This window comes from Halomonas campaniensis (genome assembly GCF_002211105.1).
Classification (GTDB): Bacteria; Pseudomonadota; Gammaproteobacteria; order Pseudomonadales; family Halomonadaceae; genus Vreelandella; species Vreelandella campaniensis_A.
In genome coordinates, this window is record NZ_JPUA01000046.1 from 1 (window position 1) to 981 (window position 981).

General features: G+C 55.8%; 1 protein-coding gene. It reads right to left on the reverse strand.

All coding sequences use genetic code 11. The annotated features are described in order from the left end of the window. Positions 1–981: cadherin domain-containing protein (locus JI62_RS20550; RefSeq protein WP_141101344.1), on the reverse strand; the 981-nt coding region annotated here is incomplete at both ends.

Consider the following 981-nt stretch of genomic DNA (forward strand, 5'->3'; position numbering starts at 1 on the left):
ATAGAGCGTACCGGCGGTATTTTCGGCCACGCTGACCTTGGTCGCGCCCGTCAGCATCGGCGCCTCGTTGACGTCGGTGACGGTCACTTCCAGCGTTAGCGGTGTGCTGCCGCCTTGGCCGTCACTGGCAGTCACTTCCACCGTGTAGGTGTTGTCGCTGTTGCTATCCGCCGGGGCTTCAAAATTGGGCGCACTCTTAAAGCTTAGCGCACCGCTGTTGGCATCCAGCGTGAACAGCGCCTGATCGGCGCCCCCGGTAAGGCTGTAGGTAAGCACATCGCCGTCAGCGTCCGTGGCCACCAGCGTCGTTACCGCGGTGGTATTTTCGGCCACACTTGCTTTATTGGAGGTGGTAAACACGGGAGCTTCGTTGCCATCGTCAACGTCCGTCACCGTAATCGATAGCGCCTGAGGATTACTGCTCAGACTGCCATCGTTCGCCGTCAGAATAACGTCATAGACATTGTTGCCGCCTGCATCAGCAGGTGCATCAAAGTCCGGCGCATGCTTAAAACTTAACGCCCCGCTGTTGGCATCGAGATTAAACAGCGCCGCGTCTGTACCGCTTAATGAATAGAACAGCGTATTATTTTCAGGATCGCTGGCTAGCACAGTATAAATCGTACCAGTGCTATTTTCGGGCACGCTCACCTTGGTAGACCCACTCAGTACCGGTGCTTCGTTAACGTCCGTGACAGTTACGGTCAGCGTTAGTGGCGTGTTTCCACCATGGCCGTCATTTGCGGTAACTTCGACGCTGTAAGCATTCTTACCATTACTATCGGCGGGTGCTTCGAAGTCCGGCGCGCTAATGAATGTCAGCGCCCCACTCTTGGTATCGAGATTAAACAACGCCTGATCAGCACCACCGGTAATGCTGTAGGTCAGCGTATCACTATCAGCATCCGTGGCTAGCAGCGTCGTTACCGCGGTGGTGTTTTCCGCGACACTGACTTTGTTGGCAGTGGAGAAGACGGGGGC